Raw genomic sequence first — 18,013 nt, forward strand, 5'->3', positions numbered from 1 at the left:
GGGGGAATTTATTTACGTTAGCACAGGCTTTAGCAAAAGTGCTATTACTATGCAGCCTGATATAACGAAAATTGTGTGGTTTGTGCAGTGGTTAACACGCGTGGGAAGTGTTCAGATAATAGCCCCGGGTAGGGCAGGAAACGGTTAGCAACCATTTGCAAAGTGCCATTTTGACTTAGCATTTTACGGGCATCTTCAATAAATCGCTTAGTAATGGTGTAGTCGGTTTTAAGTCCGGTATGAAACGGCGGGTTGGTGACAATATGCTGTACTTTACCCTCGATGCCATACAAACCATTCGCAGCATGCAAGGTGGCTGATTGACCATTGGCCGCTAATGTCATCGCGCTGGCATAAATTGCAAGGGCGCTAATATCAGACAGCTGCATTTTTAGGTGAGGGTAGGTCAGCATTAAGTAACTAGCAATTACCCCAGCACCACAAGCAAAGTCTAATACGTTGCCGCTCATACCCGAGGTATGTTTTTCTAGTAGTAGTTTAGTGCCCTTGTCGAGTTCGCCATGGCTAAATACGCCAGGTAAAGAGCACACAGGCCAGCTTGTATTGCCAATTTCATACGTGTCGGTTTCAAGCCAAGCTTCTGGTTCAAATGCTAAGTGAGGCTGTTCAACAATGGTGGTAATTAAACTGCAGTGACGGGCAGAGTCCACTTTATGCGTAACCCCGTAAGGTTGCATGAGTTTAGCCGCGCTTTTTATACCGCCTTTGTTTTCGCCCACAACGTGTATGCGGCCATTTTGACCCACCATGCCTGCTGCCATGCGCAGTAACATTTGAAAATGCGACTTTGATTTAGGCAGAAAAATTAGCACGTCAGTATGGGTGTGTTCATTGCGCATAAAAGGCGTAAAGTAATGGGTGTGCGGCCCCACTTTTTGCACCACCTCAAAACCCTCTTTCGTGATATCTCGGCTATCAAAACTGGATGAAGATATCACTCGAACACATTCAGAAAATATGTCGAAGTACTGGTGCATTACCGTTACATTTTTATGCTTAAGTGCATCGAGGAAGTAGGCATCAGAAGGATTGATAAACAACCATTCGCCTTGCTCAAAAATGTTGATGTTGCGTTCTAAAAGTTGGCTTTGAGGCGTTAAAATCATTACTGCGCTCGCTCGTAAATAAGATCCCAAACACCGTGGCCTAGCTTTTGACCACGGGTTTCAAATTTAGTGATAGGTCGATATTCAGGGCGAGGCACATAGGTACCTTCTTGTGCAGTATTTGCATAACCTGAAGTTGCATCCATTACTTCGGCCATGTGTTCTGCGTAAGGTTCCCAGTCGGTAGCCATATGGAAACAGCCACCTTTTTCTAATTTGGTTAGCACAAGGGCAGCAAACTCAGGCTGAACAATACGTCGCTTATGATGGCGCTTTTTATGCCAAGGATCGGGGAAAAACAATTGAAGTCGAGATAATCCACCCTCTGGGATCATATTCTTAAGCACTTCAACCGCATCGTGATCCATCACGCGCAAATTGGTTAAGCCCTGTTCGCCAGCTTCAGCTAAACAAGCGCCAACGCCTGGGCGATGCACTTCAATGCCAATAAAATTTTTCTCAGGGGCAGCCGCGGCCATTTCAACTAATGATTTACCCATACCAAAGCCAATTTCAACCACAACAGGCGCGGTTCTGCCAAATAGAACTGATAAGTCCAGTTCGGCATTTTGGTAGTCGATACCCATGGTTGGCCAAAATTCTTCAATGGCACGGGTTTGCGCTTTTGTTAAGCGGCCTTCGCGCTTTACAAAGCTTTTAACTTTACTTACGTGAACACCAGCGGCTTCAGCCTCGGCCTGGCTTTTGAATTGCCTCATTTGCAATACCTTTCTTGCCCCAATTTACTGGTGGCGCATTATCCAGTTAGCGGCATGTTATGCAACGCTATAATTAATAAAAGCGCAATAAAATGCGGTTTTTTTAAACATCTATACAATTGCTAAGCAGTGTAGCAAGCTTTTCGGGTTGTTCCAGAAGCATCATATGGCCTGCATTTTCAATCTTGTATATGTTCGCGGAGGCGATGTTATCTGCCATAGCTTGTAGCAAAGCAAGCGGTACAACTTCATCGTCAGTTGCTGCAATAATATTGACGGGCACCTTCGATTTCGCCAACGCTTTTACAAAGTCTTCCCTTGGCGATGTGGCTTGCGTATGAGCCAGCAAAGTATTTTTGCCTAAATCTTCTGCCATAGATTGTACAACGCCCATTACATCAGGACTTTCCTGATGAGTTGGATGCACAAAACGCGTAAAATAGGCAGGGTTTTCTGGCTTGAAGTCGCCACTGTTTAGCATAGTAACCAGCTGTTTGCGCCTCGCAATCTCTTCTTTCGATAAGCCTTTGGCATCATATCCAATAAGCGTAATAGACGCCACGTGCTCCATATTCTGCGATGCCCATAGCGCGGAAATGTAACCACCCATGGAGAAGCCCACAAGATGTACTTTTTCATCTTGAATAACACGGTCGGAAGTGAGCGCTAGCATGTCGTCTTTGGTGGCTGCCCACTGTAAGGGTACATAGCGACGTTGAGAAATTTTCATGCGTTGCCAAACGGGCAACCAAACACGTTCATCGCATAAGGTTCCGGGTAAAAATAGAACAGGGGCGCTGGTGGTCACAAAGACTCCTAAAATACATTTATACCTTCACATGCTAACATAGCAGGCCATTTATCAATAAAACCTAATGGCTATTAAATGTAGCTAACGGTCATTCACTGCGCAGTTTTTATGACAAATACGGTTACCCCAAACACTTTTGCTGAGCGAGTACTTGCTTGGTACGACATTCATGGCCGCAAGCACCTGCCATGGCAACAAGATATTACCCCCTACAAAGTGTGGGTATCTGAGATTATGCTACAGCAAACGCAAGTCACCACCGTCATTCCGTATTTTGAGCGGTTTATGCAATCTTTCCCCAGCGTGGTGGAGCTAGCCAATGCAGCGCAAGATGACGTACTGCATCATTGGACAGGTTTGGGCTACTACGCCCGCGCTAGAAACTTACACAAAGCGGCTAAGCAAATTGTAGAGGATCACGGTGGTACGTTTCCTGACAACATAGACGATGTAATAGCATTGCCTGGAATCGGACGCTCTACCGCTGGTGCGGTATTATCTATTTCGCGCAATCAACGTCACCCTATATTAGATGGCAACGTAAAGCGTGTGCTTGCTCGCTACTACGCTGTTGGTGGCTGGCCTGGCCAAAAAGCGGTTGAAAATGCGTTATGGGAAGTGGCAGAAAAGAATACGCCAGAAAAACGCAGTGCCAACTACACTCAGGTGATGATGGATTTGGGTGCTATGGTATGTACGCGTAGTAAGCCAAAGTGTGATGAATGCCCGTTACAGCACGATTGCTTAGCGTATGCCCAGGGGGCGCAAACTGAATTCCCAGGTAAAAAGCCCAAGAAAGCCATTCCAGAGCGAAGTACGTTACTTATAGTGCCATTGTTCCAACGACAGGTTTATTTGGCACAGCGGCCTTCTAGCGGCTTGTGGGGCGGTTTATATGGTTTTATTGAAGCACAAGATATAGAAAGTGCTGAAGCTGAACTTGCCAAGCGAGGTATTGAAGCCAGTTCATTTGAAACCCAAACAGCCTTTAGGCATACCTTTAGCCATTTTCATTTGGATATAACACCGGTGTTTGCCGTGGTAAACTCTGTACCCAGAAAGCAGGTGGCAGAACAAAAAGCCCAGTGGTTTATGTTTAACGAACCTATTGAAGTAGGTTTAGCTGCCCCGACAAAGAAAATCATTCAGCAATTAGTGCATGTGCTTTAGCGCATCGAATAGGTTAAGGACATACAATGAGTAGAGTGGTATTTTGCCAGCGTTTACAAAAAGAAGCCGACGGCTTAGATTTTCAGCTTTACCCTGGTGAGCTAGGAAAACGTATTTACGATAATATTTCAAAAGAAGCATGGGCCGACTGGCAAAAGAAACAAACCATGCTAATTAACGAAAATAAGTTAAATATGATGGAACCTACCGCCAGACAGTTTTTAGAACAAAGTATGTCGGCTTACTTGTTCGACGGCGTAGAGCCTACCATTGAAGGCTATGTTCCGCCTGAAAAGTAATCAAAAAAGCGTATTTTGCATAAACAATGTGCAAACGGTAACAAAACCGAAAAAAAACCGACAAAAACGGTTGACTTGTTAGTCGGAAATCCGTTTAATACGCACCCACAGCGAGACAGGCAGTAAACGCCCAAACGCTAAAAGATTTTGCCTCGATAGCTCAGTTGGTAGAGCAGCGGATTGAAAAGTGCAAGCACTTTTAATCAGTTTTGCCAAGAAAGCTTTTAGAGCAATAGTTTTAAAGTTAGTAAGCACTTCGATAAAGCTTGCAAAGTTTTGCAAAGTTTTTTATAAAGCTTACATAGCACAGTTTATGTGCCTCGATAGCTCAGTTGGTAGAGCAGCGGATTGAAAAGTGCAAGCTTATTCAGTCAAGTTTTTACCAAACGCTTGAATAGCAATGGTTAACAAGTTAGAGTCCACTAACTTGAACGATGCAAAGTTTTGCAAAGTTTCCAAACGGACAATCAGCACAATATTATGTGCCTCGATAGCTCAGTTGGTAGAGCAGCGGATTGAAAATCCGCGTGTCCCTGGTTCGATCCCGGGTCGAGGCACCATTCTTTAAGACCTTTCCTAGAATAAATATAATCTAAGCAAAATCTTTGCAATATTTTTATGAATTATTGCTCATAGATTTCTGATTACAGAATTAGTAGACGCAGTGGATTCAAAATCCACCGCCAGCGATGGTGTGCCGGTTCGAATCCGGCCTCTGGTACCAAACTTTGCAAATAACAATAAACCGACTAGACGTCGGTTTTTTTGTAAGTTATTTAAATGTGCCGGAACTATTGAGCGTTAAAACCCTTGTTATTTGATAAAAAATGTATTTATGATGGATATTTAATCATTTTAGGTATATATTTAGTTTTTATTCCGGTCAGAAAGGTTATTAAATGAAAAAAGTAACGGCATCTATGTTGGCTAATGCAATTGGTGGATTAGATAAGTCAATACCATATGAATATCCAAATGAGAAAACTAAAACTAAAATCCAAGTGATTGATGTAAAAAAAGGTGAAGGTCCAGTAACTATCAAAAGGTGGAATCCACTAAAAGGTGAAAGCTATAGCAACGCTAAAACAGTTAATATTTCTGCTCAAGCATTGTGGAGAATGGCAAACGCTATCGAGCCTAGTCGGCCTGTGAACGTAGATAGAGTCTTTGGAGCAAGTTATAACTCTCGGTCTGCATTAGAAGCTTTGCTTTTGCATACGGAGTTTTTTTATCTTTGTTATCCTGGAAGACTTGAGAAAATGGGTGAAAATACAAGAGTCAAAACAGGTCACAAGCATCTGATATATCTTCCTGATGAACCTCATAAAAAAGGTGTAATTCAAGAGCTCGAGAAATCTGAAATTGTTGTGACACAAGTTGATAGAGAGTTATATTTTGATGCCTTACATTTAAATGAAAGTCAAACAAGAGATAAAGCAAAGGTTGAGATAGATAGAAGACATGCTCAAATTCAATTAATGCTGATCAAAATAGGTGAGGCATTTGGATTGAATTCATGGGTTGCTAGAAATGATCACGGCATTAAATACAATGGTAAAGCTTTCATCGAAATGGACTCTGTAATCAGAAGTCTAGATGATGTAACGGCTCTGCAAGGCTATACAAAATCGGTGACCAAAGGTGACTTGATTGATTTAATTTGGCTTTCAGCAGATGGAAAGAAAATTCCGGCAGTTATAGAAATAGAGCACAGCACTGGAGTGACATCGGGTTTGACTCGCATGAAGTCTTTTAAAGAAGAAGCTCCTGAACTAGCTCATATGACTTATATAATTGCGGCTCCAGATGAGATTAGAGCACAAGTTGTTAAAAAATCTCTTGATCCGCAGTTTCTGGATTTAGACATCAGATATCTATCTTACTCATCTATAGAGGATATGTATTTGCTTAGCCGGAGAAAAATAGAAGGTATAGATAATATTAAGTTTTTCCATACCTTCTTAGAGACAGTGAAAAATATTTAGTTAGTTATTCAGTGCAATATTCATTTAAAAAATCTCGCGTAATTAAAGCGATTCCACTAGCCATAAGGTAAGGAACACCATTTCCTATTGTCTTAAACATGTTGCTCAATGACATATCAACTGGAAGCTCAAATCGTTTTGGCAGAGACTGTATGGCTAGAGCCTCTGCTGCACTTATTCTTCTTGGCAGATAAGGGTGAATATGAACTTCATTGTTACCATACGCAGCAGTTGGAGAATATCGCCACCTATGAAGCCGTTTAAAAGACTTTTTTCCATCATCTCCTTCATCGATTGTCTGAAATCTAGGCAACGCGGCTCTTGGCACAAAATGATGTGATGCGTTAGAGTGATTTACAACATCGTTTTTCCGAAACCAATACTCAACTGTGAGCTCGACAGGAATCTCTTTAGGTGCTTCGGTATGGAGATTTTCAACGTAATGAGTTCTGTCTGGCCAAGGATATTTAAAAATTTCATCTAAGTCGAACTTAAGATACTGATTCCATCTTAAAGCTGATTTCAGAGTTTTTTCTGTTTTTATATTGTTATCGAGAATAGCCGATTTATGAAATCCTAATAGGATTACTCTATCTCTATCTTGTGGAGCACCAAATTCTAAACTATTTGTAAGTCTATCAGATAGTAAGTAACCAGCTTTTTTATATCTTGCTCTAATTTCATCATAAAACTCTTTATGACGTGCCGTCCGCCAAAGGCCTTTCACATTTTCAAATAGGAAAAAGTCTGGTTTTGAGTTACAAACAACTTCACAGTATGTCTGTGTGAGTTTACCATTTTCGCCTTCTTTACCTTTATTTTTTCCACCAATAGAAAAGTCCGGACATGGTGGTCCACCAATGAAACCAGTGAGATGACCAAGCCTTTTTTGTTCTGCAACATTGGCAATTAATCTATCCAATAACACTTTGTCACTTGCTATGTCTTCTATGCTGGTATTGTCAAAGCCATATATAGGTTCATCAATTTGCATTTTTTGTCGTGAATGTTTGTATGCATCCAAGAAAGGTTGATGATATTCATTTACATAAACGACTTCGAAATCATTTGTTTCGAAACCAAGATCTAAAAAACCACTACCGGAGAAAAACGAAAACAATTTTTTAGGCATCGTATTTTCCTTGTTTATTATTTTTATTATTCACTTTACTGATTACGCCTGAAGAATGTTTTGATAGATCTAAGTTTAATTTAATTTTATACGACTCGAATACTGTTAAGTAGTGCAGAAAGTTAGTCTCCCATATCTGATACACATCTGTGGCCTGTTCTATCGGAAAGACACCAAACAGGTTTTGAAACACACCAGCTTGAAAATCAAAGTCTAAGTCTTTAGCCAGTTCTGCGGTGTATCCACTTCCGACAAAACAAAAGTCGGTAATGTAGCAGATTTGAAAAGTTGAGTCTTTCTTTTCTATTCTAATTTCTACCGGATGAAAACCACCATTTTCGGCTGAATAGTCTGGATCACGAAAGTTGATCGTCACCGCATCGCTAGTAACATTATGTTGGTTGATGATGTTGGTTAATGCATCAGCAAGTTTCTTTGAGACAGGCAAAGCCAGTCCTTCACATTGTATAGGCATAGTCATTTTCTCTTGAGGTTGTGAATTAAAATGGGTTTGAGCGCTTGCTCTGGGTGTTTGTATCTGCTGCTAAAAAAATTGATTGCAGATACTAATTTAAAGGCATGCAAACCAAAGGAGCATGTCTATTCGATTCGATTTTTCAAACTTACCGTGCAAGATACAGCCGCAATTTGAGCGGTATTTGTATTTGCTATACAGCACTAACAGCGACTTCAACGAGTCAGATGAATTGAATATGTTTCTGTCCGGTTTTAGTGGTGAAGGTGATGAGAGCTTTGTTGTTCTGTTTAACAACTTAGATGCAAACACCGTTCAAGTGGTTGGTATTGCCAGCGCGGTTTATCGTGATAACACACCGTCAGTCTGGGCTCTGGCCACTCATTTTTTTAGTGAAAAAGCCGAGCTAGACTTTTACCTCAACCAACGTGGCATGTCGCTCAAAGCGTTCATCGCCTATTGGCAGGACTCTGTTATTAACGACATGCGCAATGAAGTGGTGGTGCCTGTTAATGGACTGCCAGCAATTACCTTTGACGAAGCATTTGACAACATCTTGTTTAACAGAAAAGTGAAAAGAGAAGCAGCCATTCGCAATGAACAGCTGTTCATCGAACCGACTTTGACATCAAGACTTGCTTGATGTCTTATTGGTATCAGGCTTAGTTGATGTTGCCTTTTTACATGTTGTCGCTTTGGCCATAATAAAGTTATCGAGTTCGCCTTTCTCAACCGCTTGAATAATGGTCTCTAAGGTTTTAGGTAAGTTGGCTTTATCACCGACATCGATGGCAGGTTTGCCTGTTTGAATATCGATAGGTTTATTGTTCACTTTGACTTCTAGAAAGTAGTGACCATCGCTGTCGTAGTACCAAGGCTTAACCGAAACGGCACGTCGTTGTTTGGTGCGCTCTCCGGTGGTTGGGTCTTTGACCATCTTTTCTCGATAGGCTTCAAACGGTTTATTTTCCAGCATGCACGTAGCCAGCTGTTGTTGCTGCTCTAGTTTCTCAATCAGCTTAAGACGTTTACCGATAATAGGTGGTTTAGGCTCGATAGTTGGACGAGCAGTAACCTTGAGTGAACTCAATAATGATGTAGTCATGTTGTATACCTTTTGGTTAATGTGGTTTCGAGATGAAACCGATGGGTGGGTTGGGTTGCTTGTGGCGGTTTTCTTCGACTAGCAGACTTAATGCCTGTTGCCGAAAATCACCGTCTGTTTGAAACCGCAGACGACGCGCTACAATAGTGAAGTCACCAGTAGTTAATCGGGTTAATGAAAAAAGTGTGTGTCGTTCCTGTTGAGTTATCTGTTTAAGCGATAAGACACGTTTGAATAAGGTGATGCTTTGCTCTGGCATTAGGCACTGCGCTTCAAGCTTAAAATCAAATCTACGCAGTACGGCTTTATCTAATAGCTTGGCGTAATTAGTTGCCGCAAATACAGGATGCTCGAAGCATTCAATTTGAGTTAATAGTTCATTGATTAGCTGGACGTCATGATGCTCAGTCACACGCTCACGTGATACCAGTAAGCTGTCCACTTCATCCAGTAATAACGCGCTGCCACGCTGCTGTGCGTCATAAAATATTCTGGCAATGTTGGACTCACTTTCGCCAACATACTTGCTTAAAACGCTGGAGCAGCGCACTGACACAAGCTCTATGTCATGCTGCTGCGCTAAGTAATGGGCATACGCTGTTTTACCGGTGCCAGGCTCGCCAGATAACAAAATACGAACAGGTGCCTGATGTGACAATGCCGTTTCTATTTGCTTGATAACTGCTTTGCCTTGTTTGAAATTCAATAGGCTCACATCAAACGGCATCTCTGGTTTATAGCGAAGTGGTGAGTCTAATAAAGACGATGCATTCAAAGTATTGTGAACCACTTCGGATACCACTAGTTGTGCTGCTTGACCGGATAGGTTAATGGTTTTTGCCACATGCACAGCGTTACCGATATGCGCGGGTGTAATATTAGGTGTTGTTAACAGCTTATCGATATAGTCTTGCCGAACACGTAAACCGCGAAATACCTGTTTAGCCAACGGCTCAATGTATTTACCTTCGATAGCACCGACTTCAAGTACCAGTTTAAAGCGACGAATAAAACTAGGCTCCAGACATTGCACATGATTGGTTATCCAAATGCATGGCACCGGATTACTTTCTAACAAGCGATGTAAGGTGTCTTTGGCATAATATTCATCACTGTCGGCAAAGATGGATTCACTTTCATCCACTAAAAACATCGAAGTGGCACTGCTGGTCAATAGTGCTTGCATCGATGATAGGTATTGCAGTCTCAATCGACTATGACCGATTAAGTCATACCTATCTTGAATCTGTTTATGGCCATCATTAGCGGTGCGTGTTTCATACAAGTTTCTGGATAACGATTGAGCCAATGCTCTGGCAAGCTCTGTTTTACCTGTTCCAGCATCACCGTATATCAAAATATTCACGCCAGTCATCTGTTGCTTGGATGCACTTGCCAGATAACAACATACCGTCTCGATATCCAAATGAGCAAAGTCTTTTAACTTAAACGATGGCGAAGGACTCTTAACCAATAAATTGTCTAAGTAGGCTTCGGTACTGACAAGCTTTGCGCGAGTCAACAACCGTATTTGGTAGTCCGCTAAGACCAAATCACTGGTATCGGTAAGTGTAGGCGCTCGGATAAAGCCGTTATTGGTTAAACTATTCAGATAGGTAAAACAGGTTTCTTCATCTAGTTCAAAGAGTTGCAGCAAAGACATATTCACTTCGTCGGCTAACTCATTAAAAAACAGCTCATCAACCAATTGTCGCAATGCACTGGACACACTGATTGCAATCACATATTCGATAATGCCTGAACAAGATACAGGTACTTGATAGACATCACAAAGCAACCGCGCATTGTGCGACACCACATCACTTCGGTTGGTATCGGCCAAATCAGTAAGTTGCGTCTTAATCTGATTGAATGAAAAAGGTTTGTTTAACGAGGTATTTTGACCAGTCAACTTGGCTAGCACATCGGTATCAAGTAGCTTGTACTGCCGTTCATTCAGGCCGTTGCCGATAATTGCACTGGCATAATGTGCTGCGAGTGCAACTGTTGATTGGCCACTCATAACACCAACTCGTCAGCATTAGCATAACTGAGCTTCGATGCCGCTTGTTGCATGACCTTGTTGTCACGTTTGTCATAGACTACCGTGGTGCTGATATCTTCATGACCAGCCATCATCCGCACCGTGTTTAAGTCGATGTTTTGTTCAAGCAGACGCGTGATATAGGTACGGCGCAAATCATGCGGTGACACATTGCCTAATCCAATATGCTTGGCCACATTGCGCACCAATAGATAGACGCATTCGGTGGTGATACCGCACTTAATATTGATGCGGTTAGACTTATTTACCGGATTAAACAGATAGCCAGACTCATAGTCACGAAGTAGTAGCCACGTATGAATATGAGCAATACACCACTTAGGTAAAAAGGCAGTGCGACGCTTATTGCCTTTACCTTTCTGCACGACCAAATGGCTTTCAGATAGCGATAAATCCGTTAACTTCAGTGCAACCAGTTCACTGCGTCGAAGTCCAGCACCAAGCAATATGGCAAACATCGCCTGATTACGTATACCAATGATACTGGAGTCTTTGGCTAAATAGGCAAATAACATATTCACTTGTGTCGCGTTAAGCGGATTGCCTTGATGCTGTGATGTCTTTTCGAGCTTAATAGCACTAAGCTGAATGAGCTGATTTTCAGACACTAAACCCATTAATACTCCGACTTTAACCACGTTACGTATGGCCGACATGGCGCGGTTAACCGACTTGGCTGATGATCCGTGTTGTATAAGCTCAACTTTGATTTGGCATGCCATCTGATAGTCCACCAGATGGAACATGTGTTCGCATTTATCGAGTGGCCATTCCATAATATCAGCCACTTTATACAGCTGTGATTTGATTGAGCGCCGACTATTAGGCGCAAGTCTGCCTAGATACAGTGCAAGTGGACTTGCTGTAGTCATATTAACTCCAGTTTGAATGAGTGTTTTGGTTAGATTTGAGTGAAAAGAGACGTGCTAGCAGGTGCTGCTATATACATGCTAGCAAGTCTTTTTAGGCAGGAATAGAGCCGTTTTTGACCGTGTTAATTCGCTAATTTGAGTGGTAATCACGCTCCTTTTTGATCAATTCATCAACATCAACTCCAGCATATTCTCTTTCAATATAACGTCTAAGAAGTTGATATTTTTCTAACATATTGTTTTCTTTGACTCTTTTGCTTAGAGCTTTTTCAAGTTCATGAAAATTACTGATCTCTCGTTTTTTCAGTAGCTCAATGATGGAACTTAGTGCTGTTTCAACATCAAAATGTGGTTCATCTTTTGACTCCATAGATATATGTCGATGTCTTTTTGAGTAATCTTGATAGTTGGATAAGAATGTTTGTATATCATACAACTGGTCAATTTTTGATATGCCGAGGGCTTGAAGTGCTCTAAATAAGTGGTCGTAGAATGTTCCACCATCTTTGTAATGATCTGCTTTTTTGAGCTTTTCAAAATAAATACCAGCTTCAACATAGAGGTCGGTTCTAGTTCTTTTAATGTCAATTGGCGTTTGAGATAGCTTTTTAATCCATGCTTTCCAAGCATCGCCATAGTCATATTTTCGTGAATTAAGTTTTTCAGTTAAGAGGAACATCTCGTTATTATCTTGATGTTCATGTGCTTCTTTCAACTGTTCCAGACACATTTTCACTTCATTTCTAAGCTGTAGTCTCGGTTTTTTAGTTTTGTATTTATTACTATCTAAATAACTCAACATACAGTGGCCAAGCTCTAACCATTCGTGCTCACTTCTGTCTTCTCTAAGTCTAGCCATTTTATAGACACCAATTTCTATGTTTTAATCGTTAAATATTAGTCTAATGATTACTTCTGTCCAGATGTTATTATTTAATCTGTCCAGAACTAATAATAAAATCCGTCCAGAAGTAATTTAATCTTCTGTCCAGAATTAATTTATTCATATATATTTCTCGATTTTATAAGTTAAAAGCCATTTATATTGATTTCAATTATTTATTTAAATAAAGCGTAACGCATTGTTTTTTAAATCGTTAAAATGCTGTGGTTATTTATTTAAACTGCTATAAGCTTAGTGGTATGCTGTTTTCGTAGAATTGATAAACGATATAATTTGAAGGTGTTTGTATGACAGGGAATGACAAAAATTTGATGATTTCAGATATAGAGAATAACGTCTGGAGTAACAAATTTGCAGTCAAAAATAACAGACATCTTAATAGAGGTATGAATGACGTTTATCGCTCGTATGTTGATAGCAAAACATTAAGCTACAAAGATGAAGCTGGGAAGATAGTAAAGTTGCTCAAAGATCCAGAGCATGCCGAATATCAATCTAAATTGTTATCTAAGTATTTTAACCAGCCAGAAAAATATCTAAAACTGGATTGTGATTATCTATCTATTCGGGTTGACTGTTCTGGCTCTCAAGCAGTTGAGTTACTAACAGATACTGAGCATGGAATCATAAAACCTAGGTCTAAGGCATTACGAGAGATATTATCAATCGTTGATGAACCAAATGTTGGTAAAGCAAACAACGGCCTTATGGGAAAAAATTCAGAGGGTGAAAAATCTCCAAAGGTTCCATTTTTCACATCGGTATTTCGAATAAAACTGTTTAATGATAATCGTAAGTTTTTCTATATATACATTGCCGACGGTACTCTAGGTGCAGAAGGTAAAAGAGTACAAATCGATTTTATTCCAAGTCGATTTACAAATCTTGAGATCGGTATTCTATTCAGACACATTCAGTCGGTATTGAAAAAAACAGCGTACTCACATTTTATTGCTAAAGCGAGATACAGAAGGGTTGATGTTGCATTTAACATGCCGGGTGTATTCCAACCATTTGTGTTTCCGGCATACTTAGAGATAGATAACATCAGTGCAGGTTCTTGTTGGCCAGCAGGTAAACTCGTTGAGACATGCTATTTAGGAAATAGAGCCAATAATCATTTTATTATCTACGATAAAATATTGAAGGAGATGAAGACAGACGTTAACTCGTTTGTCGTTGAGCAGAGTGATGTGTCACTCGCTGTGAAAAAGCTAGCAGTGACGACTCGTATCGAAAGGCGGTTCTACTGTGATAGAGCTGGCCATAATGAGAATAATCATTTTCAGAAAACGTTACTGCTATCAGAGCTTTCCGCGCAGGTAATGCCACTGAACAAAGTTGCCATTTTAGATCCATTTGCAATACAAAACGCTGATGAAGAACTATTGTTTCAAGCTTTATACGATAAAAGTCGATGGAACAAAAGTATTAACGAAGAAAGCGTTATTCGCTCGATAAATCAGTTGCTTAAGGGGAACAAGGTATTTCGGCTAGATGAAACAGTGTTCAATACAATGAAAACAAAGCTGCTAACCGATTTACTGGAGACTATCCAAAATCCTACTTTTATAAAGTCAGAAGAACTTACTAAATTATTCAAATTAAGATACTTAAAGCACAGTGTCGAATTACCACTGCCGTTCACAGCAGAGAAAAAGGTTTCAAAGGCTTATAAATCAGAGCACCACAACATAGTAGTGAAGTCTGGTGCTGGTTGCGGTAAGACAAGAGAAATAGTAAAGCGAGTAGTTTGGCTAATAAATAAGAAAGGCATTGATGCTAATAAAATCACTATACTGGCTTACACAAATGATGCAGTAAAAGAGCTTAAACAGCGAATAGGAAAAAAGCTAAAGCAGCTAAACGGAAAAGACCGTTTTGAACGTCCAAATATCAAGACGTTTAGTGCTTGGTGCGGTCAGCAATTGCAGCAACACGAAAATAAGCAATATGGCTCGTATACTTATATACCATCAGTGAAAGAAAAAGACGCTTCAACTAAGACCAGAGAATACTATTTGCGTAACATAGTTGCTTCTAATTCGAAGATTAAAGGTACAGCAGAAGACTACGATAGCTTGTTCTCATTTAGTACTAATGACTGTAAGCCAGATCTTGGAAAACTAATTATTTCAATTAACTCAAAGCGTTCTAAAAAGTTAAAGGTGAACGCTAATGATGCAAATACCGTTTATGAAGCTTATGACAGTCTGAAAGCCGAGAAATTACTATGGGATTTTGATGATGTTCTAACACTAATGAACAGGCGTATGAAAGGATCTGACTTTTCTAAAAAAGTGTCCGATTGTTGTGAACATCTAATTTTAGATGAAATGCAGGATTCCAATCTGGTGCAGTGGCAGATACTCAACAGGCTCTCAGCAAAAGGCATAAAGCTATTTTGTGTTGGAGATTCAGCACAATCGATATTTGGATTTAGAGGTGCTAGTCCGGATAGGTTTGAAAATTATGCAGAGAGCAAAGATGTTAAGCGCTTTATCTCAAGACATAGCTATAGATCTACCAGTCGAATTCTTCGACTCACTAACTTTGTTCGACGTTACACTCAATCGTTACCAAAAAAACTAATAACCGCCAAATCAGAAGGAGATGCTCCGGAACTTATCGAGCATGATGATTTACAAGGACTTGTTAATGACTTAAGTAGTAAATTAATTCAGTCGGTAGAAGGCTTAGAGAAGGCAGAGACAATATTCATTCTAGCAAGGACAACTAAGGTAGTTGACACAATAAGCGATGCAATCAGTTCGGCGCTAAAAACCAAAAAGTATATGCCACTGTTCAAAAGAATTTCTGTAATGACAATGCATAAAGCGAAAGGACTAGAAGCCGATGTTTGTTTTGTGGTCGATCCTCGCTACTCTCGCTCATCGTACGACACCAGAGAGGAGTACCTAAGGCTGATGTATGTTGCTCTAACACGGGCGCGTACAAAGCTTATAATTTGCCGTAAAAATACTTCAGTAAATTTTTATGCTGATGGTCAGGAAGGCGAGCCTGATATCATTGATGTTTTAAAAGGAAATAAGTATCTTTTTGCGTAAACAACAAACTAACCAATGACAAACATGTGTATGCAGATAATTAGCTTTTGGCACTGTAGACCGTCAAAATTAGAGCCAGTTTGTGTTAATCATTATTAACGTTATCTATCTGGATGGTGGCCAATAAGTTAACTTCCCTCTTTCAACCACAACATATGTTTTCAGCGAAAAATCATGGCGAACACTGGGGACAACATTCGCCAGAGACGATCTTTGTAACACTTCTGCATCAAGCTGCGACACTTGCATTCTTTCGGATTTCATTCAGCTTATCGTTCAGCAAGCAACCAAGTCCTTCTGCAAAGTTTCTATAGTGTGGGATATCACTCAAAATCGAATTAAATGTTGCAGCATTAGGTGACTTATTTTCGTGGATAAGTCCATTCCTCACTCCCGTAAGAGCATTAAATTTTTTTTCTACATCAATCGTGACTATCTCTGGCTCATCAGATAGCAAAGATTCGACTTCTGTCGTGACTACACAGGATTTAAAGACATCGTTAATATCTAGCCTAGCAAATAATTTTTTAACTATACTACTGCCGTGCCGCCCGTAGCTAAACTTAGTGTCCACGTTAATTTCAGTAACCGGCTGATCACATTCAATAGTTTTCGCAATCATAACTATGTCTTGTTTACATTTGGGATTACCGCTTTTTATTTTTTTTATTAATTCATCTGTAAACTGATGTTGAACTGATGACAAAATAAGTTTCTCGGGAAGCTGCTCTCTCTTGAGTGACATTTGCTCAAGGCGATATATGTACTCTTCCGCAATACTTTCAAAGAAACATTCTAAATGAGTACCCAAAAAGAGTAATGCTGACCTCAGTATTAGTGACCTTTTATCGTGTTTGTTTAGTTTTTCGTAGCCAATGGCTAGACGAATAAGCGTCTCAACTTCATCTAGTGACTCATTAAAATCCTGAATAGCATCAAATGACTGAAGTTCTTGCATCTTCTACAATTCCGAATTTTTTTAATCCAAGTTCCAAACGGGTCATGATGCGCTTCGAGTCGGCTGTACCATATGTTATAGCATCGAGAAAATTCTCGTCTTCACATAGTTCTACTATATTCTGTTGATAAACCTCCTTGTTTTCCTCACATTCCTGCATTGTTAAATGCGAAAAACACAGCATAATTACGTCAATTAATGACCTATTAATCCGCGTTTCATGATTTCCGTATTTATCTGGTCTTCTAAATGCTGTGTCGCCAAGAACACTGTATATATTATCCATGCAGCCGTTAAAAGCTGCACCAAATTCCGCCATTTTCTCTGTATCAATGTTTTGATACTTAGCCATGAACATATTTAGAAATGTCTTCATTCTACCGGGGTAGTTGAGCGTGTAGGTATTTAGGTCATAATTTTCTCTGATTGCCAAAAATCGCAGTACTAACTCAGCATCAACAAACCTCTTGTGAGTATCTTTGAGCTTCAAGCACGCCAAGAACTTTTCATTAAACCTACACTCTTTTAAAAAATCGTTAAATTTTCCCCTATACAAACAATTTCGTAACTCTTGTTCATTCAACCGAACTGAACCAGTATTTAGACGCATAAAGACGTCATATTTTATTTCTGGATGAGTTTCGGCTAGTAATACCACAACTCGAAACATACCGTTTCCCAACATACGTTTGGCTTTGGGCGGTAAGTTGTGGTAAGTCAGACCATTAAGTTCAGATAGAACTTCAAGACGTGAAAGTTTGAATTCGTTCTTAAAAAATCTGTATAAGCTATTAAGTCGTTGAAGACCATCAATAACGTTCCACTGAGATTCTTCATTTTCTGCGACGTAAACCACAGGGATGGGAATATTCAGAAGAATAGATTCTATTAGGAGCGACGCTTTTTTGTTTTCCCAGAGGTAATTGCGCTGATAGTCTGGATCAAGATCTATATCTCCCTCATCAATCATAGCGACCAAGTCCCGTACACTTTTATCATATGATTGAGTACGTAAATGCCTAACTTCCTTGGGAATCTCGACGGGATCTAGCTCGTCTTCTCCTGTTTGGTCATCATAATCATTTACATCATCCAGATAACTTTCATTCATCGTTCAATTCCTTTGCACTGAGCATTATCGATAGCACAACATATATTTTTTAAGAAGAGGCGTCTATAGAAAGACTCACCTGATGAAAGAATATTAACTTGATTACCCAGCCTTATTAAAGGTGAAAAGAGTGGGGGATCTGTTTTTATACTATTTCTTACATAATTGAAGGGTTGTAAATCTCTGCCAAGACAGTTGGGTTACGTCAACAT

Annotated in this window: 16 protein-coding genes and 1 tRNA gene; 6 read left to right on the forward strand and 11 right to left on the reverse strand. The window is 40.1% G+C overall.

Annotated elements, in window-relative coordinates:
• Positions 1–47: 47 nt before the first annotated feature.
• The 3 genes from KYS23_RS04240 to KYS23_RS04250 all read right to left on the reverse strand — a co-directional run bounded on the left by KYS23_RS04240 (position 48) and on the right by KYS23_RS04250 (position 2,654).
• On the reverse strand, positions 48–1,127 hold the full coding sequence (locus KYS23_RS04240) for a methyltransferase (protein ID WP_159528066.1): 1,080 nt from the start codon (positions 1,125–1,127) through the stop codon (positions 48–50).
• Positions 1,127–1,846: a tRNA (guanosine(46)-N7)-methyltransferase TrmB gene (gene trmB, locus KYS23_RS04245; protein ID WP_159528067.1), complete on the reverse strand. Its 720-nt coding sequence runs from the start codon at positions 1,844–1,846 to the stop codon at positions 1,127–1,129. Before trmB ends, KYS23_RS04240 begins: the two co-directional genes overlap by 1 nt.
• A gap of 103 nt (positions 1,847–1,949) precedes the next feature.
• Positions 1,950–2,654, reverse strand: a complete 705-nt coding sequence (locus tag KYS23_RS04250; RefSeq protein ID WP_159528068.1) for an alpha/beta fold hydrolase — start codon at positions 2,652–2,654, stop codon at positions 1,950–1,952.
• 111 nt (positions 2,655–2,765) lie between these two features.
• On the opposite strand from KYS23_RS04250, the gene mutY reads away from it, so the two are divergent.
• The 4 genes from mutY (at position 2,766) to KYS23_RS04270 (ending at position 6,111) form a co-directional block, all read left to right on the forward strand.
• On the forward strand, positions 2,766–3,827 hold the full coding sequence (gene mutY, locus KYS23_RS04255) for an A/G-specific adenine glycosylase (RefSeq protein WP_218418095.1): 1,062 nt from the start codon (positions 2,766–2,768) through the stop codon (positions 3,825–3,827).
• Between the two features lie 26 nt (positions 3,828–3,853).
• A complete protein-coding gene (locus KYS23_RS04260; protein ID WP_013785835.1) occupies positions 3,854–4,126 on the forward strand; it encodes an oxidative damage protection protein in 273 nt (90 codons plus the stop codon).
• A 484-nt stretch (positions 4,127–4,610) separates the two neighbouring features.
• Positions 4,611–4,686, forward strand: a tRNA-Phe gene (locus KYS23_RS04265).
• A 339-nt stretch (positions 4,687–5,025) separates the two neighbouring features.
• Positions 5,026–6,111 (forward strand): hypothetical protein, encoded by a 1,086-nt coding sequence (locus tag KYS23_RS04270; RefSeq protein ID WP_218418096.1) that lies wholly within the window; start codon positions 5,026–5,028, stop codon positions 6,109–6,111.
• A gap of 4 nt (positions 6,112–6,115) precedes the next feature.
• On the opposite strand, the gene KYS23_RS04275 is transcribed toward KYS23_RS04270, so the two are convergent.
• Positions 6,116–7,243 (reverse strand): DNA cytosine methyltransferase, encoded by a 1,128-nt coding sequence (locus tag KYS23_RS04275; protein ID WP_218418097.1) that lies wholly within the window; start codon positions 7,241–7,243, stop codon positions 6,116–6,118.
• Positions 7,236–7,691, reverse strand: coding sequence for a DUF2787 family protein (locus KYS23_RS04280; protein WP_338081832.1), 456 nt, complete (start codon positions 7,689–7,691; stop codon positions 7,236–7,238). Before KYS23_RS04280 ends, KYS23_RS04275 begins: the two co-directional genes overlap by 8 nt.
• 148 nt (positions 7,692–7,839) lie before the next feature.
• On the opposite strand from KYS23_RS04280, the gene KYS23_RS04285 reads away from it, so the two are divergent.
• Positions 7,840–8,361: a hypothetical protein gene (locus KYS23_RS04285; protein ID WP_218418098.1), complete on the forward strand. Its 522-nt coding sequence runs from the start codon at positions 7,840–7,842 to the stop codon at positions 8,359–8,361.
• Here KYS23_RS04285 and KYS23_RS04290 read toward each other — a convergent pair.
• From KYS23_RS04290 to KYS23_RS04305, 4 genes are all read right to left on the reverse strand, one after another.
• Positions 8,347–8,823, reverse strand: a complete 477-nt coding sequence (locus KYS23_RS04290) for a DUF6641 family protein (RefSeq protein ID WP_218418099.1) — start codon at positions 8,821–8,823, stop codon at positions 8,347–8,349. The genes KYS23_RS04285 and KYS23_RS04290 overlap by 15 nt on opposite strands.
• 16 nt (positions 8,824–8,839) lie before the next feature.
• Positions 8,840–10,846 (reverse strand): AAA family ATPase, encoded by a 2,007-nt coding sequence (locus tag KYS23_RS04295; protein ID WP_218418100.1) that lies wholly within the window; start codon positions 10,844–10,846, stop codon positions 8,840–8,842.
• Entirely contained in the window at positions 10,843–11,760 is a 918-nt protein-coding gene (locus KYS23_RS04300; RefSeq protein ID WP_218418101.1) for a tyrosine-type recombinase/integrase, read from the reverse strand. Before KYS23_RS04300 ends, KYS23_RS04295 begins: the two co-directional genes overlap by 4 nt.
• Before the next feature lie 130 nt (positions 11,761–11,890).
• Positions 11,891–12,619 carry a hypothetical protein gene (locus KYS23_RS04305; RefSeq protein WP_218418102.1) on the reverse strand — a complete coding sequence of 243 codons (729 nt, stop codon included), beginning with the start codon at positions 12,617–12,619 and terminating at the stop codon, positions 11,891–11,893.
• Positions 12,620–12,951: 332 nt separating this feature from the next.
• On the opposite strand from KYS23_RS04305, the gene KYS23_RS04310 reads away from it, so the two are divergent.
• Complete coding sequence (locus KYS23_RS04310; protein WP_218418103.1) at positions 12,952–15,732, forward strand: UvrD-helicase domain-containing protein; 2,781 nt, start codon at positions 12,952–12,954, stop codon at positions 15,730–15,732.
• A gap of 229 nt (positions 15,733–15,961) precedes the next feature.
• On the opposite strand, the gene KYS23_RS04315 is transcribed toward KYS23_RS04310, so the two are convergent.
• Positions 15,962–16,690 carry an MAE_28990/MAE_18760 family HEPN-like nuclease gene (locus KYS23_RS04315; protein WP_218418104.1) on the reverse strand — a complete coding sequence of 243 codons (729 nt, stop codon included), beginning with the start codon at positions 16,688–16,690 and terminating at the stop codon, positions 15,962–15,964.
• Positions 16,668–17,801, reverse strand: coding sequence for a DUF262 domain-containing protein (locus KYS23_RS04320; RefSeq protein WP_156077776.1), 1,134 nt, complete (start codon positions 17,799–17,801; stop codon positions 16,668–16,670). Before KYS23_RS04320 ends, KYS23_RS04315 begins: the two co-directional genes overlap by 23 nt.
• Positions 17,802–18,013: the final 212 nt, after the last annotated feature.

Source organism: Alteromonas lipotrueae (genome assembly GCF_019249255.1).
Taxonomy (GTDB): domain Bacteria; phylum Pseudomonadota; class Gammaproteobacteria; order Enterobacterales; family Alteromonadaceae; genus Alteromonas; species Alteromonas lipotrueae.